The organism is Pedobacter sp. UC225_65 (genome assembly GCF_042698365.1).
Lineage (GTDB): Bacteria > Bacteroidota > Bacteroidia > Sphingobacteriales > Sphingobacteriaceae > Pedobacter.
This window is the reverse complement of record NZ_CP170550.1, coordinates 1,004,614-1,029,378: the sequence shown is the minus strand read 5'-3', so window position 1 is coordinate 1,029,378 and position 24,765 is coordinate 1,004,614. Positions and strand designations below refer to the sequence as shown.

The window sequence follows — 24,765 nt, the reverse complement described above, 5'->3', positions numbered from 1 at the left end:
TCAAATGCATGGTACATTATTTTTGTCATTCTGAGCCATGCGAAGAATCTAAATAGACCAATTCCAAAAACAAATCTAAGGCGATTGTAAGGTGCTAAACAGTTAGGTACCGAACAAGAAACCCTATCTTTCTACGTAGTAGATTTATACACATTAAAGATTATGCTTCTTCCAGCCTGCTTCCTTCGGTAGAAACATTAAGGATGTGTTTCACACCGCATTTTAAAGCAAAGTTGGCTCTTTGGTGTCCTACCGGAAAATCAAAACAAACAGGATAGCCATATTCCTGCACCTTATCCATTACAATCTGCACCAAGGTTCTACCAAATGCATCTCCCTCATCATCTACCTTTACTTTAAAACCACCAACAACCAATCCTTTGAGTTTGGCCAGTTTACCACTTCTTTTAAGATTATAAAACATACGATCAATACTATAAAGGTATTCGCCTGTGTCTTCAACAAAAAGAATCTTACCATCGGTCTCTATTTCCGACTTGCTTCCTGCCAAGTTCTCGATACATCTTAAATTGCCACCGATCAATTCTCCTTTCGCATCTCCAATCCTATTGTTGGCATTATAAGCCGCAGTATAATTCATCTTCTCTCCCTTTAAAGCCTGTTGGATGGAATTGATGGTTTCTATCTGTATAGGTTCAGCCAGATTCCAATCTGATGGAAAACTGTTACACATTTTAGAATGGATACTGGCCACTTGGTAATTGCTGTTGATGTGACAATGTAAGATGGTGATATCGCTAAAGCCAATCAACCATTTAGGCGAAGTCCGATATGCGCTAAAATCCAATTGGTCTATGATTCGGATAGCTCCGTAACCACCTCTTGCACACATGATCGCTTTGATATTTGGATCATCCAACATCTGTTGCAGATCAGCTAAACGCTCCTGATTCTGTCCCTCCAAAGGTAAAATCCCTTGCACCAACAGTCTTCCCAATTGCTACATTAAACCCCCAGCTTTTCATTTGGATAACAGATGGTTCAATTTCTGCTTGAGTAATGTAACCTGCCGGACAGGTAATCCCAATGGTATCTCCCGGTGATAGATAGGGTGGAATTTTTATTCTTTTAGGTTCTTCAATAAATGAAGAAACAACAACAGCAGCCTTGCTATTTAAGGAATTTAAAAGTAGCGATGCAGGTATAAGCGACGAAAGAAAATATTTACGGTTCATTTCAAGGCAATTTAGCAAACTCTAAGCTATTCGCCCAATCGTCATATTCAATTTACATATTTACTTAGGTGGTAACAGTTGTGGCTTCCAATTGCGCAGATAAGCCAGCACCAGCCAATAAAAGCTCTTGGGTGATGGTTTTGGTATAATCTGCTATTTCGGCCTTAAAATCAGTCACGGAAGCTCCAGAACGGATTTCCTCCAAACGCTTTTCCCATTGGCCTGTTAATTCTGCCTGTGCAATCTTCTTGTCCTTCACTACCTCATAAACGGCCAAACCTTTGTGTGTTGGTACCAGGTTACGCTTTTCGCGGACAATATATTCTCTAGTCAGCAAGGTCTCTATAATGGCAGCACGGGTTGCTGGTGTACCTAAACCACTGTCTTTCATGGCGTAACGCAACTCTTCATCTTCAATCTCTTTACCAGAAGTTTCTAACGCCTTTAACAAAGAAGCTTCATTGTATAAAGCCTTCGGTTTGGTCTGCTTCTCTAACAATGCCTTATTTACAATGGGCAATAGCTCGCCTGTTTTTACCTTTGGCAATGCCGGATTATCCTCGTCTTTTTTATCGTCTTCGGTTTCGTTAAATACCGAACGCCAACCAGCCGAACGGATTACCGTACCATTGGCCATAAAAACCGAACCCGACTCTATGGTGATCTTGGTCATCTCTTTTATACATTCCTGATGGAAAGCTTCCAGCATACGCCCTGCCACCATATCGTAAACAGCCTGATGGTCTTTGCTCAGGTTGTACGGCTTTTCACCAGTGGGTAAAATGGCGTGGTGGTCCGTTACCTTTTTGGCATTTACACTTCTTTTGTTCAACGTTACCGTTTGTAAAAAGCTGGCTTGTTTTCCAAAATCTGCATGTTCGGTTAAGGTGGCAATCAGTTTAGGCACATTGGCAAAAACATCATCACCAATATACCTGCTTCCGGTACGTGGATAGGAAACCAATTTGCTTTCGTACAGGTTTTGGAGCAGGTTTAAGGTCTGGTCTGCCGTAAAACCATTGCGTTTGTTGGCTTCTTGTTGTAAACTACTTAAGTCGTGCAAAAGCGGTGGTGGTTCTTTTCTGGGTTTAGCTTCTACGGCTGTAATGTTTCCACCTGTAGCAAATCCAGAGGTTACATCTTCAACTTTATCGAATATTTCTTGCGCTTCTGGCAAGGTCTTGAAATTGACTATGGAGATTGCTTTGAACAATTGCCCATCTTTATCCAACTGGATACTAATCTGGTAATAGGTTTGGGGTACAAAGTTCTTGATTTCGATGTAACGGGCACAGATCATGGCCAAAGTTGGTGTTTGTACTCTACCCAACGAAAGTACACTTTTGGCACCTGCAGAGATGCTTAAGGCCTGGGTAGCGTTCATCCCTACCAACCAATCTGATTCAGAACGGCAATGTGCCGAATTGAATAGTGTATCGTAATCTGTACCTGGTTTAAGGTTCCTGAAACCATCTTTAATTGCCTCATCAGTTTGCGAAGAAATCCATAAGCGTTTAAATGGCTTTTTACATTTAAGGAAATAATAGATATACCTAAAGATCAGTTCTCCCTCACGTCCCGCATCCGTTGCCACAATGATTTCCGTAGCTTCGTCGAATAGTTTTTTGATAATATCTAGCTGCTTCCTAACCCCAGGATCTTCCACAAAGCCATCTTTGGTTTTCACCTTACGGATAGATAGTTTGAATTTGGCAGGCAACATGGGCAAGTGTTGTTTACGCCAACCAATAAAGCCATATTCTTGTGGAGGGGCCAATTGCAACAGATGTCCAAATGCCCAGGTAAACGAATAGCCTTTGCCCTCGATATAACCATCTTTTCTGGTTGTTGCACCAAACACTTTTGCTAACTCACGACCAACGGAAGGTTTCTCGGCAATAACTATCTTCATCCCTTACTATTCAGTTTTAGAAGCCTAAATATCTAAAAAATATTGGAGCTATAGGCAGGAAAGTTCTCTACAATTGATTTGTTTGACTTATGTATTTGGGTGTAAGCAGAATAATTTTAAGCTGATAAGCAAGCCTTCCAAACGAAATCGCTGCAAAGATGAGGAGGCTTATCCATAGAAAAAGCCATCAAATTGATGGCTTCTCTTTAAATTATGAGTTATATAATATTAAAATATAATGTGGTAACACAAAACTAATAAATTAAATCTTTAATCTTTCAATTTTTGTTATTTTTTTGGCTTGGCCGACATGTAAAAAGTCAGTTTGCCCCCACTGGTAATATCCGCATGTTTGATAAATGGTCTAGTTAGTTCTTTTCCATTGAGCAATACCTTTTGTACATATACATTTTTATCACTTTGGTTAATGGCCTCTACCGTAAATGTTTTGCCATTCTCCAAGTTTAAACTGGCATTGTTTACCGATGGTGAACCTAAGGCATACTCATCGCCACCTGGCGAAACCGGATAAAAGCCCAATGAAGAGAACATGTACCATGCACTCATCTGTCCACAATCGTCGTTACCTCCCAAACCATCAGGGGTTGGTTTGTACTGCATCTTTAAGATATGGCGTACCTGTGCCTGTGTTTTATAGGCTTGGTCTGCATAATTATAAAAATAAGCTACGTGATGTGCTGGCTCGTTGCCATGTACATAACCACCAATGATCCTTCTCTGGTAATGTCTTCGGTATCTTTAAAAAACTCGTCTGGCAGGTGCATATTGAACAAGGTATCTAAACGGGCAGCAAACTTTTTCTTCCCTCCCATCTGCGCCATCAACGACATCGGATCATGTGGTACAAAGAAACTATAGTTCCAACTGTTACCTTCGATAAATCCTTGTCCATGGGTACTCAACACATCAAATTCCTTTTTAAAAGTACCATCGGTCAATTTCGGACGCATAAAACCTATACTTGGATCAAAATTGTTCTTCCAATTACCCGAACGTTTGATAAACTCTTGATAGATGTCTTCCCTATTCAGTTTTTTTGCAATCTGTGCGATACACCAATCGTCGTAGGCATACTCTAAAGTATTGGATACCGATACTCCACTTCTTTCGGCAGGAATATAACCCATATCCATATAATAGCCAATGCCTTCGTAATTGCGTTTTTTAGCGGTAGCGATGCAGGCTTCCAATGCTTTGTTCTCATCACCGTTATACACCCCCTTGATAATGGCATCAGCAATCACCGAAACACTATGGTAACCACTCATACACCAGTTGTCGTTTGCATAATGCGACCAAATCGGCAGCATGTGAAGTGAGCTTTGGTCGTAATGCGCCAACATCGATTTCACCATATCGTTGTTACGCGCAGGTTGCATGATATTAAAGAATGGATGCAGGGCTCTATAGGTATCCCACAAAGAAAAGGTGGTGTAATTGGTAAAGCCATTTGCGGTATGTATGCCTTGGTCTAAACCTTTATATTGTCCATTTACATCGGTATAGGTAGTTGGATTGATAAAAGCATGGTACATTGCTGTATAAAAATTCACTTTATCATCTTCTGAGGCAGCGATATTGATTTTGCTCAGCTCTTTGTTCCAAGTGGCCTGCGCTTGTGCTTTTACCTTTTCAAAGTCCCAACCTGTAATCTCTGCACGCATATTTTGCAAGGCATTTTCTTGACTTACCGGAGATAACGCAAATTTGACCTTTACCTGCTCCCCTTCATTGGTATCAAAATCGAAGTACATCCTTACTTTTCTACCTGCAATTTCTGGAAAGTTTTTGCTCTGGTCAAATTTGCCCCAAAAACCACGGTAAGCTTGGCGGGCATCATAGTTCTTTTGGCCATAACTCTTAAACCCTTTAGAAAAGCTCATCGCAAAATAAACGGTACGTGTACGCGCCCAACCATAAGTTTGGCGATAACCCGTTACCAAGGTATCATTTACCACACGTACATAAGTCCACACGGTTTTGTCATCATAATTATAGATGCCAGCCATTAGGTCTAAAATGATATGGCTTTGGTCTGATTTTGGAAATGTATATCGATGCATCCCCACACGGTTAGTGGTGGTCATTTCGGCCAAGATATGGTCATCGTCTAGTTTTACCTTATAGTAACCTGCTTCTGCAACTTCATTGGAATGAGAAAACGCCGAACGGAAACCAGATTTGGTATCGCTGGCAGTACCTGGGTTCAGTTGTAGTTTACCTTGGGTGGGCATGATCAAAAAATCGCCCAGATCCGAATGGCCTGTTCCGCTAAAATGGGTATGGCTAAAACCTACAATAGATTTATCCTCATATTTATACCCAGCACAGTATTTATAAACATCGCCATTGTATTTGCCATTCATCTCGTAAGAAATGGTATCTGTTTCTGGACTCAACTGTACGGCACCAAAAGGAACTGTTGCACCTGGATAGGTATGCCCCATTTTTTCTGTACCGATCAATGGTTTTACATATTTAACAAGGTTTTGCTGCGCGTTAACGGCTAAAGAGAGGAAAAGTAAAGCGTAGAAAAAGATTTTTTTCATGATTTGAACTCGGGGAATGATAAATTGAAAATCTAAGGTATTAATTTTAGCCGAAAACTATAAGAATTGACATCAAACTATTACTAAATGGTTTTAGTACACCTCAAAAATTAGTAGCATCAACGTACCTAAAATGGCAAAAAAGCGTATATTTAGCGCTATAAGTTTAGGCTGTTAATGAACAAAACAATTACACTTCGTGATATTGCAAAAGCCCTGGGGCTATCTGTGTCTACGGTATCAAGGGCATTAACTGATAGTTATCAGATTGGTGATGAAACGAAACAAAAGGTTTTGGCTTATGCAAATGAACACCATTACCTGCCCAACCGCATTGCCAGAAGTTTAAAGGAAGGCAAAAGTAGGTCTATTGGTGTAGTGGTCTGCTCAATCGATAATAATTTTGTAGCACAGATGTTAGATGGCATTGACCATTATTGTACCGAACACAATTACCAATTGATCATTATGCAGAGCAAGGAGTCTTTTGAGCAGGAAAAAGCCTGTGTAAACTTGTTATATTCAGGTGGTGTTGATGGTTTATTGATCTCTCCTACCTACCAAACCACAGATTTTGAATACCTGATCAAACTACAAAAAGCGGGTCTGCCCATTGTGCTGTTTGACCGCTTGAGTAGTCAAATCGATACACATAAGGTTGCTGCAGATAACTTTAAAGGTGCTTACGATGCAACCATGCATTTGATCAACAATGGCCATCGAGCAATTGCCCACATCAATAGCCATACGCAATTGAGCATGGCCACCGAACGTTTTGAAGGTTACCAGACGGCGCTAAAAGATGCAGGATTAGAGTATCGGGAGGAGCTGGTTAAATTTTGTGATACCACTACCGTCAGTGCTTTAAATGAAAACCTAGGCAAAGCTTTAGGCCAACTGATGGGATCAAAAGATAGACCTACTGCTATTTTTACAGCTACAGATCAGTTGAGTACCAAATGTTTAGCTTTATTGAATAAAACTGGATATCAGATTCCAAATGATGTGGCGCTGATTGGTTTTAGCAATACAGACCTGGCTGATGCCTTAAATCCTTCTTTAAGCACCGTGCATCAACCTGCTTTCGAAATTGGAAGTTTGGCTACAGCACAACTCTTATCACTGATCAAAAACAGCAGCGAAAGCTTTGAAACGGTTCTTTTACCCGTGCAGATTGAGGTAAGGGCATCTAGCGCGCAAATAAAATAGCCTTTTTTACATTGTTCAGACTACCTCTGTCTATTATTTCATCTAAAACCTGTATTTTTGTATCCTGATTTTAAATAATGAGCAAACACGGTAGAATTTTGGTGGCCATGAGTGGCGGGGTTGATAGTTCGGTAGCAGCAGTGATGTTGCACGAGCAGGGTTACGAGGTAATTGGCCTGACCATGAAGACCTGGGACTATGCTACATCTGGTGGAAGTAGCAAAGAAACCGGCTGTTGCAGTCTGGACAGCATCAACGATGCCCGTACTTTGGCGGTAAACTATGGTTTCCCTCATTATATCTTAGACATCAGAGACGAGTTTGGCGATTTTGTAATTGACAATTTTGTAGATGAATATTTAGCTGGTCGTACGCCAAACCCTTGTGTTTTGTGTAATACCCATATCAAATGGGAAGCCTTGTTAAAACGTGCCAATAAACTGGATTGTGAGTTTATCGCCACTGGCCATTATGCCAATATCCGTCAGCAAGATAGTGGACGTTATGTGATTTCTAAAGGAAAAGACGAAAACAAAGACCAATCTTACGTGCTTTGGGGTGTTTCTCAAGAAAACCTATCCCGCACCAAATTTCCATTGGGCAGTTTTGCCAAATCTGAAATCCGTCAGATGGCCTTAGATATGGGTCAGGAAGAGTTGGCTAAGAAAAGTGAAAGCTACGAGATCTGCTTTGTTCCAGACAATGATTATAGGGCATTTTTAAAACATAAAGTAGAAGATCTAGAAGATAGAGTTGCAGGTGGTAATTTCATCAACAGTGATGGTATGATCATTGGTCAACATAAAGGTTATCCTTTTTATACCATTGGCCAACGCAAAGGTTTAGGGGTTGCTTTTGGCGAACCTATGTTTGTGACGCAGATCTTACCAGAAAGCAATACCGTTGTTTTAGGTAGAGCAGACGAGTTGGAACGTAAAGAGGCTATGGTAAGAAACATCAACCTGATCAAATACGAAAACATCAATGAGCCATTGGATAATGTGATTACCAAAATCCGTTACAAAGATGCTGGGATGTTAAGTACCATTGTACAAGAAAAAGATAAGATGCGTGTGGTATTCGACCACTCTGTTTCGGCAATCGCTCCCGGTCAATCGGCAGTTTTCTATGAAGGAAACGATTTATTGGGTGGTGGTTTCTTGATTTAACTTATATCTTTCTTTCATGCTGAGTACAACGAAGCATCTTATTGGTTAGTTCAAAGAAATTCTTTACTACGTTCAGAAAGACAGAAATTTTCAGGAATTTTACGTTCAATACTATGTGTTCCTATGTTTCTATGTGGTCATACAAATTACAGTAGAGATTACAAATCTGGACCAACTTAAAATTTTTGTCATACTGAGTGTAACGAAGCATCTCATTAGATAAACTCAAGAAGATGCTTCACTATCTTCAGAATAATAAAACAATACTAGACAGGTATCTTGTGCAAACATTCTACTCAACTGTTCGTATAACCCTGGATGTTTTTCTTTCAGCAGTTCTGGTTTCTCGAAAAAGTATTCCGATACCACTGCAAAAAACTCAGCTTCATTTGTAATTGCATAAGGATTGATATCGGATTTGTTGTCCTCTATCCTTTCCATTTCCTGATGAATCATTTTTAACCAAGGTACTACATATGCATGTCCGATCAGATTTTCTGGAACCCCATCGGTAGCACCATCAGATTTATCCAACAGGTGTACAAATTCGTGGATACCTGTATTTTCCTTTCCAGCACTTTTAGAAAAACCATGGCGCAGGGCAGACTGGGATAAAATCATCTGACCATTCATATAACCTGTACCCACCATACCCATGATGTTGCGTTCACCTCCTTCAAATTGGAAATCCTTATTAAAGGTATCAGGGTACAATACCACATTGGTCAGGTTTTTATATTTCCAATCTTTAAAACCAAAAATTGGATCACTGCACTTGAGGCCACCAACAACCTATCTAAAGGCATGATTTCCAAACCCACTCCTTCTATCTTAACTGCAGCCAGAAACGACATCAGCTTTTGCTCAAATAAAAGTTTTTTGGTTTGATCCAAGTGGCTGTAATAATCAACGTTATTGTTTAAAAGCGCTTTATCCGTACTGCTTAACAATTGTATGGCAACTTTCTTTTTCCGAAAGATAAAATAGAGAGCCACTAATAATATGAGGCCTAGTATAAGGTATGGAGATAGATTCAAGTGAGGTAGATTTAAAAGTATGCTAAAGATATAAAATAAAAAAATCCCAAAGCAAAATGCCTTGGGATGGATAAAACTCTAAAGAAAATATTATAAATTTTTAACGATGGCAGACTACTAATGGTTTTACTGCAGAACGGTAACGGTGTACCAATTCTCCTTTTTCATTGATCAGAAATTTTTCGAAGTTCCATTTAATGTCGCCAGTAAAATCAGGGTTTTCTTCAGTGGTTAAATAACTGAACAGTGGATTGATATCAGCACCTTTTACACTTACCTTTTCGCTCAATAAAAACGTTACTCCAAAGTTCTTTTTGCAGAAATCCTGAATTTCGGTGTTAGTTGCCAATTCCTGACCGCCAAAGTTACCTGCCGGGAAACCAATCAATACGATTTCTTTACCGTATTGTTTGTGCAATTTTTCCAAGTCCTCATATTGTGGGGTATAGCCACATTTAGAAGCCGTATTCACTATTAAAATCTTCTTGCCCTTAAATTTCGACAATTTAACTGTTTGACCATCAATAGTCTTGATTGTAAAATCGTAAACAGATTTGGGAGGTGTTGGGTTAACCAATAAGCTAAAAAGTATCAATAAAGTATTAATCATGTTGTTTGTTTTTAAATGTATATACGAATATAGTTACAAATTGGATGCCTATAATAATTAAAACGTCAAGTAATAATTAAAACGTCAAGAAATTATTATTTTAAAAAATAGTAAAAGCCGATTTGAATACGGTTAAGCAATGTAAAAGAGCTACTTAAATGCTTAATTAGAATATTTTTTTAAAAATAATTAGTGTACCAATTTTGATTTTAGACTAATTTATAGTTTTATTTGCAGAAAAACGTTCTGAATGGCAAAAAATTTACTGATAGTCGAGTCACCTGCAAAAGCTAAAACCATAGAGGGTTATTTAGGAAAAGATTTTTTGGTTAAGTCTAGTTATGGTCATATCCGCGATTTGGTAAAAGGAGATATGGGAATAGATACCGAAAATAATTTTTCCCAAACTTATGAAGTTCCTGCCGACAAAAAACAAGTAGTTGCCGAATTAAAAAAACTAGCCAAGGAAGCCGAAATGGTCTGGTTAGCATCCGATGAGGACCGTGAGGGAGAAGCGATTTCCTGGCATTTATACGAAACCTTAGGTTTAAAAGAAAGCAATACCAAACGTATTGTTTTTCATGAAATTACCAAACCAGCCATCTTAAAAGCAATAGAAACACCACGTACCATTGATTATAATTTGGTGTATGCCCAACAGGCCCGCCGTGTGTTAGACCGATTGGTAGGTTTTGAACTTTCTCCTGTATTATGGAAAAAAGTAAAACCTTCCCTATCTGCAGGTCGTGTACAATCTGTTGCCGTACGTTTGATCGTAGATAGAGAACGTGAAGTCAATAAATTTAATGCAAGCGCTGCCTTTAAGATCACTGCACAATTCAATACCGGAAAAGGCAAAGAGATCGTAAAAGCAGAATTGCCACAACGTTTTGAAAAAGCAGCAGATGCCGAACAGTTTTTAAAAGACTGTATCGGCGCCAATTTCTCGGTAAGTAACCTAGAGGTTAAACCTGCCAAAAGAAATCCAGCTGCACCTTTTACCACTTCAACATTACAACAAGAGGCTTCGCGTAAATTGGGTTTTTCTGTTGCAAGAACCATGCAGATAGCCCAAAGATTGTACGAAAGTGGAAAAATCACTTACATGAGGACAGATTCTGTGAATCTATCCGAAACCGCCATTGCTGCTGCTGCTGCAGAAATCAAATCGGCCTGGGGCGATAAATATCATCAACCAAGGGTATATAAAACCAAATCTGCAGGTGCACAAGAAGCACACGAGGCCATCCGTCCTACTTATTTCAACCAACATGCCGTTGATGGGGATAATTCGGAGAAACGTTTGTATGACCTGATCTGGAAACGTGCAATCGCTTCTCAGATGAGTGAAGCTTTATTCGAGAAAACAACTGCAAATATTGGCATCAGTACCAGAAAAGAAGAACTATTGGCCGAAGGTGAAGTATTGAAATTTGATGGCTTTTTAAAGGTCTACCTTGAATCGACAGATGAAGAGGAAGATGAAAATGAAGACAATAACCTGCTTCCACCATTGGTAAAAGGTCAATCTTTGTTATTAAAAGACTTATCGGCGACAGAAAGATTTTCTCGTCCGCCAGCAAGATATACAGAGGCCAGCTTGGTAAAGAAATTAGAAGAGCTGGGCATTGGTCGACCTTCAACCTACGCGCCTACCATTTCTACAGTGCAAAATCGTGGTTATGTGGTAAAAGAAGATAGAGAAGGCCGTAAACGTGATTTTATGAGTATGGTTTTAACAAATGGAACCATCAATAAACTCACCAAATCGGAGATTACTGGGGCAGAAAAATCTAAACTCTTCCCAACCGATATCGGTGAAGTAGTGAATGATTTCTTGGTTGAACATTTTAAAGGAATTGTAGATTTTAACTTTACGGCCAAGGTAGAAAAACAGTTTGACGAGATTGCGCAAGGACTACAAGAGTGGACCAAGATGCTCCACTCCTTTTATACGCCTTTCCACAGTGAAGTTGAAGACACTTTGGAGAATGCAGATCGTGCCAATGGAGAACGTTTATTAGGTATCGATCCTTCAACAGGTAAAAATGTATATGCAAAAGTTGGTCGTTACGGACCTTTGGTTCAAATTGGCGAATTAACCGACGATGAGAACGACAAACCGCGTTATGCCAGTTTGGGTAAATCGCAATCTGTTGGTACCGTTACTTTGGCAGAAGCCTTAGACCAATTTAAGCTGCCTTTTCAATTGGAAGATTATCAAGGCAAAGAAGTTTCTGTTGGTGTTGGCCGTTTTGGGCCTTACGTAAAATGGGGCGATGCCTTTATTTCCATCCCTAAAAACGAAGATCCATTAACAGTAGATATTGACAGGGCTATAGAGATCATTGGCGAAAAAATTTCTGCCGATGCGCCCGTTGCAGAATATGAAAACCTACCGGTAACAAAAGGAACAGGTCGTTTCGGACCATTTATCAAATGGAATGGCTTGTTCATCAACGTACCAAAGGCCTATAATTTTGAGCAGCTTTCTCAAAAAGATATTGTAGAACTGATCACCAAGAAAATAGAAAAGGAAAACAATCGTTTTATCCAACAATGGAATGAAGAAAAGATTGCAATTGAAAATGGACGTTGGGGACCTTTTATCCGTTTTGGTAAAGAAATGTTAAAGCTTGGAAATAATCCTGCCAGTAAACAAAAATATACTGCAGAAGAATTGGCGGCCATTTCTTTAGATGAAGTGAAAAAACTGATCGTGGCCCAAGTTCCTGACGCTTTTGAACCTAAAAAGAAAAAAGCACCAGCCAAAAAGAAAGCGGTAGCGAAAAAGAAATAACCCAGTTGACAGTAAACGGTTGGATTTTGCAGTGCTAAATGCTGAATTTCCAACTTTAAAACCTTACAACATTGAAAGCAGACCTGCCAGAAAATATAGTTGAAGATGTAGCCATTGCCGTTGTATTGATGAGCGAAACACCTGAGGTTAAAAACTGGACGGTATATGTGGTCAATTTTAAGAATGAGCCCATTACCAATGTGATGATCACTTCTAAAGGTTATGGAGAGAAAGATGGCAAACAGGTTAAGACTTCGTTGTTAAGACATTTTATTGGTGACCTGGCCGCAAATTCTTATGCTGGCGTTGAAGCGATCGATCCTGCAGTTTTTGGACTGACCAACGAATATTGGATGAGCTATTACATTGGCAGAGAGATTTTCGACAAGAAATTTATCTTTTTACCAGAGAGCATTGTAGATAGCAACATTATCCGTATACCTTTACTAAACAAACCAGGGGTAATGATTAAATAATACCTTAATCGTACCCTGCTTATTTAAATCATCTCCATCCTATCTTTATGAAAATCTCTGTTCTAGCTGTCTTTTTATGTTTTGCCACCTGCACCGTTCAGGCACAAACTGATTCTATAAAAAATTATGTAACCGTAGCCTTAGACTTGATGAAGACCAGATCGGTCAACAAAAACAAGATCAATTGGCCAGAAGTTTATGCTTCTTCTTACCAAGCGATAGCCAAAGCGAAAACAATCAGGGAAACCTATCCTACCATAGAAGCTGTAATCAAACAATTGGGGAATGAACATTCTAATTTCTACAAACCAGAATTGATCAGCTTTATATTGAAACGCTATAGTGAAAACGGTCAGAAACTACCTGTAACTGAAGCTAAACTTATTGACAAGAGTTATGGTTATTTTACAATCCCGGCAATTGGCTGTTACAATTTTACCGATTGGCAGGAATATGTAACTACTGCTTTAACTGAAATCAAAAAACTAGACCAACAGCCCTTAAAAGGTTGGATCATCGACCTAAGAGACAATGAAGGTGGTATGTTTGTACCCATGTATGCCGCAATCGCTCCCTTTGTTGAAAATAAAAAGCTAATAGGTTCACGCAACTCTGATTCTAAAGGACACCTATTTCAATCTAAAAAAAGGAATTGTATATGAAGGGCCTAAGGTGGCGCATCGTTTTGATATCAAAACATCAAAATTAAAGAATGTCAACAAGCCCATCATTGTATTAATGAATAAAAAAACCGGTAGTTCTGGAGAGTTTGTAACCATTGCACTTTCTGGATTAAAAAACGCTACCCTTTTAGGTGTAAATACCACTGGCCTCACCTCCGCCAATCAAGAACATAAATTGGCAGACAGCGCCTTTCTGGTACTGACAGAAGGCAGTACTATCGACTATAAAGGAAAAGCATTTGATGTGGTTGGAAAAGGTGTTACACCAAATATCCTGTTCGAAAAGGTAAAGGACAATGAAGCCATCATCAAAAAAGCCAAGGAAATTATCGATAGCCGTCAGTAGATAATTTTAACCTTTCTTTATCAACCCCAACTTAGTACTTAGGTCTTTCCTACTATTTATCAAGCTATCTGTATACCTTGTCTTTTAATGAATGTTATTCTTGAGATAAAACATTTATCTTTCTCATAGTTAGAGGATATTGCTATTGTTCAATTCGTTAATGGCATCAAATTATAATTGTTTTAAAACTAAATGGGGTAAATGTTGTATTAAATGTAGCCTAATTAATTCGTTGATAAATAATTTCTTTGTCTTGATCATTTTTCGCTAATTTTCGTATAACCCTTACAAAACATCATCTAATGGAAAACAAAGCTAAATACGCATCCTCAACCTTTAAGAAAGCAATTTTTATTGCCATCGCAGGTATTTCTATCGTGGCATTGTATCTTCTTTTTTTCAACAAGAAAAAACGACAAGATAATCAGGCCTATGCCAAATATGTAGAATCATATACCTCGGGTACCATCTCTAAAAAGAGTTACATCAGGGTACATTTAGCAAGTGCGGTAAAAAGTTTAAATGACATTGGTAAACCAGATGAAAGAGCGCTATTGGATTTTTCGCCAAACATTAAGGGCAAAACCTATTGGATAGATGCCCAGACCTTAGAATTTAGACCGGATGAGCCATTAAAACCAGACCAGGTTTACGAGGCTACCTTAAATTTAGCGGCCATTACAACTACAGAAAAGGGATTGGAAGAGTTCGACTTTGATTTTAAAGTAATCAAACCAGGTTTGAACTTAACTCAAAATGGCTTAGTAGCCCAAAACAATACCTCTTTAACCTACATGAAATTAAGTGGCGAAATCAATACTGCCGATGTAGAAGAACAGGCCAAAATAGAAAAGGCAATACAGGTAGATTTTGATCAAAAATTAAAGATCAAATGGCAGCACGAACCCGATCAACATCGTTCTACCTTTTTGATCGATAGTATTAAAAGGCCCAACAAAGAAACCAACCTCTTGATCAAATGGAACGGCGACGCCATTGATGCCAGTGCAAATAAAGGAGAAGAAAAGATTGCCGTACCGGCCAAAGGGGTTTTTAAGGTGTTGGATATCAAAGCCATCCAAGGAGTAGAAGATTATGCATTAATCCAATGTTCAGACCCTATCAATGTGGCCCAAGACCTAAACGGTTTGATCAGCTTAGGAAATTTACAAGACCTTCGTTTTACCATAGATGCCAGCCAGATCAAGGTTTATGCACCGGATGCATTAGAAGGCAATTACGCAGTAAATGTTAACGCTACTATTGCCAATATTGAAGGAAAAACCTTACAAAGTGCCAAAACTGCTAATATCATTTTTGAAAACAAACTACCTGCAGTAACCATTGCAGGTACAGGAACCATTTTACCAAACTCCGGCAAACTGGTTTTACCTTTCGAGGCCGTTAACCTCAAAGCGGTAGATGTAACGATCATCAAGACTTACGAGAACAATATCCCACAATTTTTTCAGGTCAACAATTACAAAGAAGGCAATGAATTGAGAAGAGTGGCCAAACCTGTAGTCCAAAAAACAATCCGTCTGGATGAAGACAAAGGGGTAAATCTCCATAAAAAGACCCGTTTCACTTTAGACTTAGATAAATTGATCAGGACTGAACCAGGGGCAATGTACAGGGTAACAATTGGTTTTAGACAAGCCTATAATGTATACGAATGCAAATCAAATGCAGAAAGTACCGATGATGAAGAGGATAATGAAGAATACAATAGCTATGGGCAAAAAATAGACGAAGATGATGCATTTTGGGAAAGGTATGATAGCTATTATCCGAACCATTACAGATGGGACGATCGTGAAAACCCATGTACCTCCTCTTATTATACCAACGAGCGTTGGGCAAGTCGTAACCTATTGGCCTCGAACATTGGCTTGGTTGCCAAAAGAGGCAATGACAATAGCATGTTGGTGGTGGCCACAGATCTATTAACCGCTAAACCTTTAAGTGGGGTAAGCATAGAACTATTGGACTACCAGCGCCAATTGCTGACTACTGTAAAAACCGATGGAGATGGTTTTGCCACCTTTGACCTGAAGAAAAAACCTTTCTTGTTGATTGCCAAAAATGGAAGTGAACGAGGCTATCTAAAACTAGATGATGGAAACTCCTTACCATTAAGTCGCTTTGATGTAGGTGGTGATGTGGTGCAAGATGGAATCAAAGGATTTATTTATGGAGAAAGAGGTGTTTGGAGACCTGGAGATAGTGTTTACCTATCCTTCATCTTAGAAGACAGGCTTAAAAAACTACCAGAAAATTACCCTGTTACCTTCGAGTTCTACAATCCGAAAGGTCAATTGGCCAAAAGAACGGTAAGTGCACAGGCCCTAAATGGATTTTATAGCTTTAAAACAGCTACCGAAAGTACAGCACCAACAGGTAACTGGTTGGCAAAGGTCAAAGTTGGTGGTGCATCGTTTTCTAAAACCATTAAAATAGAAACAATCATGCCCAACCGCTTAAGGATCAACTTTGATCTGGGTGGCAAAACTTACCTGGGCAATGGCGCTTCATCGGCCACTACGCTTTCGGCCAAATGGCTGTTTGGTACACCAGCACAGAACCTAAAAGCCAAGGTTGATGTAAACTTGAATACAACAGATACCAAGTTTAAAGGATTTGACGACTATACATTTGACAACCCTACCGTTAAGTTTGTATCGCAGATCAAAACCATATTCGAAGGTACCTTAAACAACGCTGGGACTGCCGTTGTCAATACCAACCTCAGCGAAAGCAATATTGCTCCAGGTATATTGAGGGCCAATTTTACCACCAAGGTATTTGAACCAGGAGGTAACTTCAGTATTGACAATTTTAGTATCCCTTACCATGTTTACAATAGCTATCTGGGAATTAAAACGCCAAAAGGTGATCGTTTAAGTGGCATGTTGTTAACTGGACAAGACCACAAAATCGATATTGTGAATGTGAATAGAGATGGACGTTTGTTGGCAGGCTCAAAAACAGTGCAGGTAGAACTTTACAAAGTACAATGGCGTTGGTGGTGGGAACAAGACAATCAAGAAAGTTATGCCAACTTTACACAAAATGAGTACAATAAGCTCATCAGAAAGGAAAGTGTATCCTTAACCAATGGTAAAGGTGCTTGGAGTTTCCGTATCAATGAACCAGAATGGGGACGTTACCTGATCTTGATTCGCGATGAAAATGGCGGACATACCACAGGAAAATCGGTTTATGTCGATTGGCCAGGCTGGGCACAACGCGAGCAAGGGAACAATCCTACCGAAGCTTCAATGTTATCGTTTACAGCAAACAAAGAGAAATTTAATGTAGGTGAAGAAGTTACCTTAACCATTCCAACCGGGGAAAATGGAAGAGCTTTGATCGCTATCGAAAATGGTAGTCGTGTTTTAAAAACCTATTGGATTGATACCCAAAAAGGCCAGACCCAATTTAAGTTCAAAGCAGAAAAGAACATGGCGCCAAACGTATTTGCAAACATTACGTTATTACAGCCCCATGCCCAAACCTTAAACGACTTACCGATCAGGATGTACGGTGTAATCCCGCTGAGCATCGAAGACCCAGAAACCATTTTAAAACCAACGATTAAAATGGCCAATACGCTTAAACCGGAAGTAGAAAGCAGTATTACGGTTGCCGAGGCCAAAGGTAAAGCCATGACCTATACCATTGCTTTGGTTGATGAGGGACTTCTGGACCTTACCCGTTTCAAAACTCCAGATCCACACAGTATTTTCTATGCCAGAGAAGGATTAGGTGTAAAAACATGGGATTTATTTGATCAAGTACTTGGGGCTTGGGGTGGAAATCTAGAACGCATATTGAGCATTGGTGGTGACGGCAGCATCAACAAAAACCTGAATCCGGCCAAAGCCAACCGTTTTAAACCAGTAGTTAAGTTTATGGGGCCTTTCTATCTCAACAAAGGTGAAAGCAAAACCCACAAATTTACACTTCCACAATACATCGGTTCGGTTAGGGCAATGGTCATTGCCGGACAAGACGGTGCCTATGGCTATGCAGAAAAAGCAGTTGAGGTTAAAAAACCTTTAATGGTGTTGGCTACTTTGCCTAGAGTGATCGGCCCAGGCGAAAGCTTTACCTTACCTGTAAACATCTTTGCTACAAACAACAACCTTAAAAGTGTAAATGTGCAAGTACAGAGTTCGAACTTAAGTGTGGTAGGTGCAACAACACAACAACTGAGCTTTAAACAAGCTGGCGAACAGATGACCTATTTCCAAGTGGTGGCACCGAACATGGTGGGCATTGCAAAAGTGAAGATCATTGCACAAAGTGGTGCGGAGAAAACGATATACGATGTAGAATTGGATGTCCGTAATCCAAATCCTTATGTAACCAATGTGATTGCGGCTACCATCCAACCTAAACAAACTTGGAGAACGAGTTATGCACCTATTGGGATGCAAGGAACCAATTCAGGTACGGTAGAAGTTTCGTCAATCCCTCCTATCGATTTGAATAAGCGTTTAAGTTACCTGATCCAATATCCACATGGCTGTGTAGAGCAAACCACCTCTGGTGTTTTCCCTCAATTGCTGTTAGACAAATTAACACCATTGAGTACCCAGAAAAAGACCGAAGTAGAAAGAAATATCAAATCTGGAATCAATAGATTAAAAGGTTTCCAAACTACCGATGGAGGCCTAAGTTATTGGCCTGGACAGGGCAATGCCGATGAATGGGGAACAAATTATGCAGGGCATTTCTTGATAGAAGCCCAAAATGCAGGTTATACCTTACCTGTGGGTATGATGGACGAATTGTTGCGCTATCAAAAAAACAAAGCCAATAATTGGGTGCCTAACAGCAATAATTTTTATGGTGGCGATTTAAGCCAAGCCTATCGTTTATATGTATTGGCATTGGCCAAAAAACCAGAAATGGCAGCAATGAACAGATTAAGGGCATTTGAGTACTTATCTGTTGGCGCCAAATGGCGTTTAGCCGCTGCTTATCAATTGGCTGGTCAGGCACAAGCTGCCAGTGCTTTGATCAAAGGCTTGGCACAAACGGTTGAGTCTTATAACCAATTGGGAGGAACTTACGGCTCTGATCTTAGGGATGAGGCCATGATCATGGAAACGTTGACCTTGATGGGCCAAAAAGCAAAAGCGGCCCAATTGTTACAGACTGTTGCAGCACGCTTAGGACAGAATACCTGGTACAGTACACAAACAACAGCCTATAGTTTATTGGCCATCGCTAAATTCTGTGGACAGAACAGCAGTGCGAATAAATTGCAGTATAGTTATGTTGTGGATGGAGCAAAAGGTAATGTAAACAGCGAGCAATACCTGAACAGTACAGCACTGACTTTCAAAAACAACAATGTGAGTGTAACCAATACTGGCAATAATGTATTGTTTGTGCGTTTGGTATTGCAAGGACAACCTGTTGCCGGTCAGAATAATTTCTTGCCCAACAAGCCTGATGTATTACAAATGGATATTGCCTATAAAACTTTAAAAGGTCAGGTCTTAGATCCAACTATTTTAAAACAGGGTACAGATTTTTATGCAGAGGTTACCGTTAAAAACCCTGGCAAGATGGGTTATTACGAACAAATGGCACTTACACAGATTTTCCCTTCTGGTTGGGAGATCATCAACACCAGGCTAAATGACAATGAAAGTATGTTGGCTTCTTCACCTTTCACCTACCGTGATGTGAGGGATGATCGGGTATTCACTTATTTTAACATCCGAGAAAACGAGACCTTAACTTATAAAGTGCTTTTAAATGCATCGTATATTGGTAAATACTATTTATCTGCTGTACAATGTGAAGCCATGTACAACAACAACATCAGTGCTACACAGGCAGGAAAATGGGTACAGGTAGTGAAATAAATATGGAATAAAGATAAAAGAACAAAGAGCAAGGATAAAAACATATCATCATTGCGAGAAAGACAAAGCAATCTCTTAAATATATAATTAAGAGATTGCTTTGGTCTGTGAAAAACAGAACCTCACAATCACGAATTGAGAAGAGAAGATTTGAAATACCGTTTTAGGTTCTATAAACCTGATAGCAGTATAAACAATTTTTCATTGTTGAAACGAATCGCAGGACTGAAGAAGCAATGGAAGACTGACTTTCATTTTCAAATTAATTTTAAATGAATAAGAGATTTTCTGCGGCAAAGATAGCTTCTTTGTTATACTGTCCTCACAATGACGAATGTTCACTATAACCTTGGCCAAATGTTAAACATTAAAAAACGGATAAAACCTAAACACAATCTTACATAAATAATCAATTTTTCCATAACAGCGTATTTATTACCAAATCAACTAAAGTGGAAAAATGTTACCTCTATAAATTACAATAATGACCAAACAACAAAAAGCATTACTAATTGCTGATGGGATCTGCCTATCGTTGTTTTTGTTTTTTATGTTTTCCTTGCCTAAACAGCTTTTCAAATCTCCAACCTCTTATGTAATTGAGGCCAGTAATGGAGAATTGTTAAGTGCTGCCATTGCCAGCGATGGACAATGGAGATTTCCTACCATAGATACTGTTCCAGAGAAATTTGTAAAATGTATCACTGCTTTTGAAGACCAACGCTTTTTTAAACACTTCGGTGTAGACCCTTTGGCCATCAGCAGAGCCATGAAGCAGAATTTAAAAGCTAAAGGCATAGTAAGTGGTGGCAGCACCCTAAGTATGCAGGTTATTCGGCTATCGCGAAGGCAGCATAGAAGCATTTGGCAAAAACTTACTGAAGTATGGCTGGCTACCCGTTTAGAGTTTACGCACTCCAAACAAGAGATCATGGGGCTATATGCTTCCAATGCTCCATTTGGCAGTAATGTAGTGGGTTTAGATGCGGCAAGCTGGCGTTATTTTGGCCGAAAGGCGGAAAACCTCTCTTGGGGCGAGATGGCTACTTTAGCCGTATTGCCCAATAGTCCATCACTTGTTCATCCAGGTAAAAATTCAGGTCGTTTGATCAAAAAACGCAACGATTTGTTGGACAAACTAGTGAAGCTGAAAGTAATTGATTTAGCCACTGCTAGCTTGGCCAAAACAGAGCCCATTCCAGGAAAACCATTACCCTTGCCACAAAATGCCCCACACCTGCTCAATCGCTTCAAAGAGGAAAGAAAGCGATTGGACATTCATTCGACCAGTTTAACAACAACCTTGGATTACGACCTGCAATTGAAGCTCAACGACCTACTTAAACGTTACAACAATCGATATAGGGCAAATGACATCAACAACATCGCAGCCTTGGTCCTCGACGTGAAAAAAGGTACGGTACTCAGTTACATCGGCAACAATTATCAGCCAGAAAATGCCAGTTTAGAAAGTCATGTAGACATCGATCAAAGCCCCACGCAGCCCAGGAAGTACCTTAAAACCCTTATTGTATGCGAGCATGCTGAGTGATGGCCTATTGTTGCCCCATACTTTGGTACCTGATGTACCCACGCAGATTGGAGGATACAACCCTCAAAACTACGATCTTGGTTACGATGGTGCCATTGCCGCCGATAAGGCGTTGAGCAGATCGTTAAATATCCCTGCAGTAAAAATGCTCCAACAATACAAATACGAACGTTTTTACGACAAGCTTAAAAAATTAAATTTCACTACCTTAAACCAACCCGCCGACCATTACGGCCTATCTTTAATTCTTGGGGGAAGCGAAGTTACACTATGGGACTTGGCCAAAAGCTATTTAGGCATGGCCCGTACGTTAAATCATTTCAATGATTATCAAGGTAAATACAATCCACATGACTACGATCTCCAATGTATGCTAAAGGGGCTCGACAGCCAATTCGCAGTGAAGAAAGGGAACTCAATTCTGTTTTAGACCATGGTTCTATCTGGGCCACCTTTAATGCCATGGAAGAAGTGATGCGACCTGGTGAAGAAGGATTGTGGGAACAGTTCTCCTCCTCGCAACGTGTAGCTTGGAAAACAGGTACCAGTTTTGGCTTTAGGGATGCCTGGGCAATTGGCTTAACACCAGACTATGTGGTTTGTGTATGGGTAGGTAATGCCGATGGCGAAGGTAGGCCCGGTTTAATGGGCATTGAGGTTGCTGCCCCCGTATTGTTCGATATCTTTAAACAGTTGCCTCCTTCTAAATGGTTTGAGGCACCTAAAACCAAACTCAAGAAGATGTTGGTCTGTAAACAAAGTGGATTTAAGGCTGGTGAATACTGTACAGATAAAATTACGGAACTCGTTCCTTTTGCTGGTGATAAAACTGGTGTTTGCCCCTACCATAAACTGATCCATCTGAACGCCGCAGGAACATTTCGGGTAACCGACCAATGCGAAAGTATTGCACAGATGCAACACCAAAACTGGTTTATCCTGCCACCTGCGATGGAATACTATTATAAGATCAAAAATAGCGATTACAAAATGCTTCCTCCATTTAAACCAGGTTGTAATGACCTAACCGGAAATGTGGTGATGGAAATGATCTATCCCAAAAATAATGCTGTGGTTTACATCCCTGTAGAGTTAGATGGCCAACGAGGAAAAGTAATCTTAAATGCGGCACACAGAAATCCAGAAGCTCAAATCTATTGGCATATTGACCAAGAGTTTGTTGGAAGCACACAATCTTTTCATCAACTCGCCATAAGTCCAACGCCAGGTAAACATACCTTAACCTTGGTTGATGAAGATGGAAACCGTTTAGTGCAAATATTTACGATATTGGATAAAGAAAAGAACAAAGCTATGCACTAGCTTTGTCACTATCAATTACCGTGTGTTTTTTAAGTTTACGTTCAATAGCGCCCATTGTAATGCAATATTGGGCAATCATATAAGTAGCCATGATCATACACCTGCAAATCTAACCGGCGATACAAATTTGTTGTAGGCCAAAACAGAATCAGAAACCAAGAAGAGGATAGCACCATAAAAGATCAGGTTAAAACTAATGGTATTTACCCTGCCCTTTCTGTTTGTAGCCATAATGGCCATTAACGAAATCACAAAGGCGTAGATCAATACTGGGATTTTCATATCTCCAAGATATGGTCTTAAGAACAGATAAAAAGCTACACAAAACACCCCAAAAACTCCAATTGCTATTCTGGTATACTTTTTTTCTATAGATGGCGCCCACTTATAATCCAAGTAAAAAGCACTGATATACAACAAGTGGCCAATTAAAAAAGAAGTAAGACCAAACATAAAAAAATAAGGGTCTACATAATCATACATTAAAAAAATATCACCAAATAGCCCAAATACCAGCCCTGCAAAAATCCTTTTGGCAAACCTACCCTTTAATTGGGTCTTATAAGCTACATAGGCCATTAACGATATGGTGATGGAAGGCTTAATGATATGGTGGAAATCGGCCAATACTAATTTTGCAGTACCTTGATCTGTTTCAGCTAAAAGTTGGATAATGAAAATGAATGCGAACGCAAAACTAAACTGGAGATTTTTCTTGAACATGGAATTCGGTATTTTGTAAATAATAAAACCAGACCAACGACCCTAATTGGATAATTAAGACTGTTAAAGCTAGTGTATTAAAAATAAGCAGGTCTTTAAATAGGTATAATGCAAATAAACTAAATATTAGTCTAGCAAACTCAAAATATTTTAACCAATTCTTTCGCTCTAAAAGTGCTCCACAGCTCAACAAGGTAAAAATGGTAAAAAAAGCCGTTGGTAAAACCGTTATGATTTCCATTTTAGGATAGAGGAACAACAAGGCCGAACCACTTGCCAAGGCAATGGTAAACTGTACCAGAACATACAAAATAAGGTTTTTGCTATAACTAGCATCAAACTTTTTATAGTTGACGGCATCAATTTCTGGAGCTGGTTTAAAGCCGCCAAGTTTTGCAGGAAACCATCCTGGAGGTTTGATGAACACATTTATCTTATCTGCTATGGTATCCGATTTTTTGGCCGTACCCCAAAGTTCTGCCCAATAATGCACATTTGCCCAAACTGGGTTCCAGCTGGCCAAGGGCGTAGTAATTCCGTAATACACTTCTTCTTCTTCTTTCTGGAATGTACCAAACATCTTATCCCAGATGATCAGGGAACCTGCATGGTTTTTATCGATATATTTTGGATTAGAACCATGGTGCACCCGATGATGGGATGGTGTATTGATGATATATTCTAAAAAGCCCATATTTTTAATGGTGCGGGTATGTATCCAGAACTGATATAAGGTATTAAAGGCACTTAAGGTAAGGAACATCAAGGATCAAAACCAATCCAAGCCAATGGAAGATAAAAGATCCACGAAAACCAACTCTGGAACCACGATTGGCGTAGGGCTACGGTTAGGTTATATTCTTCAGATTGATGGTGTACAATATGAGCTGCCCACAAAGCATTTACCTGATGGCTCATCCTATGAAACCAGTAATAGAAGAAATCAACACCGATAAAAAGGATAATCCAGATCCAAATGGTATTGGGTAGGTCGAACAGGCGCCAATGCTCAAAGATATATTTGTATCCAAAAAACAAAGCCGTTTTCATAAACAGACCTGTTACCTGCTGCCCTATGCCCTGACTTAAATTGGCAATAGAATCATTCAATCGATAATAACCCAGCTTCTTATAAAAAGTATAGGCCAACTCTATGGCAATCAGTATAAAAAACACAGGAACCGACAAAGCGATATAATCAACTTTCATCTATAATATTTGGTTTGATTAAGCTGATACTATTATAACAATAAAATGCCATATAAATGGCAGAT

Annotated in this window: 17 protein-coding genes and 2 pseudogenes; 10 read left to right on the top strand and 9 right to left on the bottom strand. The window is 39.5% G+C overall.

Annotated features, from left to right (window positions below):
• Positions 1-160 precede the first annotated feature (160 nt).
• From ACFJIZ_RS05320 to ACFJIZ_RS05305, 4 genes and pseudogenes are all read right to left on the bottom strand, one after another.
• Positions 161-925, bottom strand: a complete 765-nt coding sequence (locus ACFJIZ_RS05320) for an LD-carboxypeptidase (RefSeq protein ID WP_379091342.1) — start codon at positions 923-925, stop codon at positions 161-163.
• Complete coding sequence (locus tag ACFJIZ_RS05315) at positions 894-1,196, bottom strand: hypothetical protein (RefSeq protein ID WP_379091340.1); 303 nt, start codon at positions 1,194-1,196, stop codon at positions 894-896. The genes ACFJIZ_RS05320 and ACFJIZ_RS05315 overlap by 32 nt, the downstream gene beginning before the upstream one ends.
• 64 nt (positions 1,197-1,260) lie before the next feature.
• Positions 1,261-3,108 carry a DNA topoisomerase 3 gene (locus ACFJIZ_RS05310; protein WP_379091338.1) on the bottom strand — a complete coding sequence of 616 codons (1,848 nt, stop codon included), beginning with the start codon at positions 3,106-3,108 and terminating at the stop codon, positions 1,261-1,263.
• Positions 3,109-3,396: 288 nt separating this feature from the next.
• Positions 3,397-5,678: pseudogene (locus ACFJIZ_RS05305) on the bottom strand (GH92 family glycosyl hydrolase).
• 177 nt (positions 5,679-5,855) lie between these two features.
• Here ACFJIZ_RS05305 and ACFJIZ_RS05300 point away from each other — a divergent pair.
• On the top strand, positions 5,856-6,887 hold the full coding sequence (locus ACFJIZ_RS05300; RefSeq protein ID WP_379091336.1) for a LacI family DNA-binding transcriptional regulator: 1,032 nt from the start codon (positions 5,856-5,858) through the stop codon (positions 6,885-6,887).
• 77 nt (positions 6,888-6,964) lie between these two features.
• Positions 6,965-8,056, top strand: a complete 1,092-nt coding sequence (mnmA, locus tag ACFJIZ_RS05295; protein ID WP_379091334.1) for a tRNA 2-thiouridine(34) synthase MnmA — start codon at positions 6,965-6,967, stop codon at positions 8,054-8,056.
• 225 nt (positions 8,057-8,281) lie between these two features.
• Here the strand turns inward: mnmA and ACFJIZ_RS05290 are convergent.
• Positions 8,282-9,051: pseudogene (locus ACFJIZ_RS05290) on the bottom strand (zinc-dependent peptidase).
• 142 nt (positions 9,052-9,193) lie between these two features.
• A complete protein-coding gene (locus tag ACFJIZ_RS05285; protein WP_379091332.1) occupies positions 9,194-9,703 on the bottom strand; it encodes a glutathione peroxidase in 510 nt (169 codons plus the stop codon).
• Between the two features lie 250 nt (positions 9,704-9,953).
• Here ACFJIZ_RS05285 and topA point away from each other — a divergent pair, with 250 nt between their 5' ends.
• The 8 genes from topA to ACFJIZ_RS05245 all read left to right on the top strand — a co-directional run bounded on the left by topA (position 9,954) and on the right by ACFJIZ_RS05245 (position 22,768).
• Positions 9,954-12,503, top strand: a complete 2,550-nt coding sequence (gene topA / locus ACFJIZ_RS05280; protein ID WP_379091330.1) for a type I DNA topoisomerase — start codon at positions 9,954-9,956, stop codon at positions 12,501-12,503.
• Between the two features lie 71 nt (positions 12,504-12,574).
• Positions 12,575-12,979, top strand: a complete 405-nt coding sequence (locus tag ACFJIZ_RS05275) for a hypothetical protein (protein WP_379091328.1) — start codon at positions 12,575-12,577, stop codon at positions 12,977-12,979.
• 47 nt (positions 12,980-13,026) lie between these two features.
• Positions 13,027-13,641 carry a S41 family peptidase gene (locus ACFJIZ_RS05270; protein ID WP_379091326.1) on the top strand — a complete coding sequence of 205 codons (615 nt, stop codon included), beginning with the start codon at positions 13,027-13,029 and terminating at the stop codon, positions 13,639-13,641.
• A 10-nt stretch (positions 13,642-13,651) separates the two neighbouring features.
• Positions 13,652-14,008 carry a S41 family peptidase gene (locus ACFJIZ_RS05265; protein WP_379091324.1) on the top strand — a complete coding sequence of 119 codons (357 nt, stop codon included), beginning with the start codon at positions 13,652-13,654 and terminating at the stop codon, positions 14,006-14,008.
• A gap of 302 nt (positions 14,009-14,310) precedes the next feature.
• On the top strand, positions 14,311-19,893 hold the full coding sequence (locus tag ACFJIZ_RS05260) for an alpha-2-macroglobulin (protein WP_379091322.1): 5,583 nt from the start codon (positions 14,311-14,313) through the stop codon (positions 19,891-19,893).
• Between the two features lie 484 nt (positions 19,894-20,377).
• A complete protein-coding gene (locus tag ACFJIZ_RS05255) occupies positions 20,378-21,445 on the top strand; it encodes a transglycosylase domain-containing protein (RefSeq protein WP_379091320.1) in 1,068 nt (355 codons plus the stop codon).
• Positions 21,423-21,875, top strand: a complete 453-nt coding sequence (locus ACFJIZ_RS05250; protein WP_379091318.1) for a hypothetical protein — start codon at positions 21,423-21,425, stop codon at positions 21,873-21,875. Before ACFJIZ_RS05255 ends, ACFJIZ_RS05250 begins: the two co-directional genes overlap by 23 nt.
• Positions 21,812-22,768 (top strand): hypothetical protein, encoded by a 957-nt coding sequence (locus ACFJIZ_RS05245; RefSeq protein ID WP_379091316.1) that lies wholly within the window; start codon positions 21,812-21,814, stop codon positions 22,766-22,768. The genes ACFJIZ_RS05250 and ACFJIZ_RS05245 overlap by 64 nt, the downstream gene beginning before the upstream one ends.
• 93 nt (positions 22,769-22,861) lie before the next feature.
• Here the strand turns inward: ACFJIZ_RS05245 and ACFJIZ_RS05240 are convergent, their stop codons facing one another.
• From ACFJIZ_RS05240 to ACFJIZ_RS05230, 3 genes are read right to left on the bottom strand one after another with little or no spacing between them, the layout of a single operon-like run.
• Positions 22,862-23,491, bottom strand: a complete 630-nt coding sequence (locus ACFJIZ_RS05240; protein WP_379091314.1) for a lysoplasmalogenase — start codon at positions 23,489-23,491, stop codon at positions 22,862-22,864.
• Positions 23,466-24,254 (bottom strand): sterol desaturase family protein, encoded by a 789-nt coding sequence (locus ACFJIZ_RS05235; protein ID WP_379091312.1) that lies wholly within the window; start codon positions 24,252-24,254, stop codon positions 23,466-23,468. Before ACFJIZ_RS05235 ends, ACFJIZ_RS05240 begins: the two co-directional genes overlap by 26 nt.
• On the bottom strand, positions 24,254-24,700 hold the full coding sequence (locus ACFJIZ_RS05230) for a sterol desaturase family protein (protein WP_379091310.1): 447 nt from the start codon (positions 24,698-24,700) through the stop codon (positions 24,254-24,256). The genes ACFJIZ_RS05235 and ACFJIZ_RS05230 overlap by 1 nt, the downstream gene beginning before the upstream one ends.
• Between the last annotated feature and the right edge of the window lie 65 nt (positions 24,701-24,765).

Coding starts and splice junctions, on each gene's coding strand:
- ACFJIZ_RS05315 (WP_379091340.1), bottom strand. CDS start 1,196: ATGAACCGTAAATATTTTCTTTCGTCGCTTATACCTGCATCGCTACTT.
- ACFJIZ_RS05310 (WP_379091338.1), bottom strand. CDS start 3,108: ATGAAGATAGTTATTGCCGAGAAACCTTCCGTTGGTCGTGAGTTAGCA.
- ACFJIZ_RS05300 (WP_379091336.1), top strand. CDS start 5,856: ATGAACAAAACAATTACACTTCGTGATATTGCAAAAGCCCTGGGGCTA.
- mnmA (WP_379091334.1), top strand. CDS start 6,965: ATGAGCAAACACGGTAGAATTTTGGTGGCCATGAGTGGCGGGGTTGAT.
- ACFJIZ_RS05285 (WP_379091332.1), bottom strand. CDS start 9,703: ATGATTAATACTTTATTGATACTTTTTAGCTTATTGGTTAACCCAACA.
- topA (WP_379091330.1), top strand. CDS start 9,954: ATGGCAAAAAATTTACTGATAGTCGAGTCACCTGCAAAAGCTAAAACC.
- ACFJIZ_RS05270 (WP_379091326.1), top strand. CDS start 13,027: ATGAAAATCTCTGTTCTAGCTGTCTTTTTATGTTTTGCCACCTGCACC.
- ACFJIZ_RS05260 (WP_379091322.1), top strand. CDS start 14,311: ATGGAAAACAAAGCTAAATACGCATCCTCAACCTTTAAGAAAGCAATT.
- ACFJIZ_RS05255 (WP_379091320.1), top strand. CDS start 20,378: ATGACCAAACAACAAAAAGCATTACTAATTGCTGATGGGATCTGCCTA.
- ACFJIZ_RS05245 (WP_379091316.1), top strand. CDS start 21,812: ATGTATGCTAAAGGGGCTCGACAGCCAATTCGCAGTGAAGAAAGGGAA.
- ACFJIZ_RS05240 (WP_379091314.1), bottom strand. CDS start 23,491: ATGTTCAAGAAAAATCTCCAGTTTAGTTTTGCGTTCGCATTCATTTTC.
- ACFJIZ_RS05235 (WP_379091312.1), bottom strand. CDS start 24,254: ATGTTCCTTACCTTAAGTGCCTTTAATACCTTATATCAGTTCTGGATA.
- ACFJIZ_RS05230 (WP_379091310.1), bottom strand. CDS start 24,700: ATGAAAGTTGATTATATCGCTTTGTCGGTTCCTGTGTTTTTTATACTG.